The organism is Halorubrum sp. SP3, assembly GCF_005435195.1.
Classification (GTDB): Archaea; Halobacteriota; Halobacteria; order Halobacteriales; family Haloferacaceae; genus Halorubrum; species Halorubrum sodomense.
Genome location: NZ_SGTU01000308.1, coordinates 1 through 515 on the forward strand (window position 1 = coordinate 1; position 515 = coordinate 515).

At 52.6% G+C, this 515-nt stretch carries 1 pseudogene; it reads left to right on the forward strand.

The features are described 5' to 3' along the window. Window positions 1–475: pseudogene (locus tag EXE42_RS16655) on the forward strand (SAM-dependent methyltransferase); the annotation flags it as partial. Between the last annotated feature and the right edge of the window lie 40 nt (window positions 476–515).

A 515-nucleotide genomic window follows, 5' to 3' on the forward strand; every position in this document is an offset into this window, starting at 1 on the left:
GAATCAGGACGAATGGCTTGACGCCCTTGATGACTTAGAAACCGCTTTTGAAGCCTATGCGAAGGGCGGTTCGGAACCTGTCGAGGCTCACCTGTACGACCTCTTCGAGTATTATGACGACCTCGTCGGATCCACCCACTATGTAAGTAATGGAATTCTCTTCATGACCTACAACTTCGGCAAGTTCGAAGACGCGGGACAGTCACAGATTGGCGATAGTGGCGTCTCAGAACGCCAGCGTCTTCTCTCTGAGTTGGCGAGCGACCTCGAAGAGTACGAGGAACTTGCAAACGAGATTGCAGACGCTTGTGACGAGGTTGTAGGAGATATTTCCTCTGAGTGGTCTGAGCGCGCGCTTTCGGAGATCACAACTGCCGGTTACCAACCCAACCGGAAGCACGGCGTCGTAATCAACATCACACCGCTCGTCGAAGCTGAAATTGTCCCAGAAACAGTCGATAACCAGGTGATCTGATGCAGGCGCACATCTTCGCAGAAGGATCGAATACGACGGG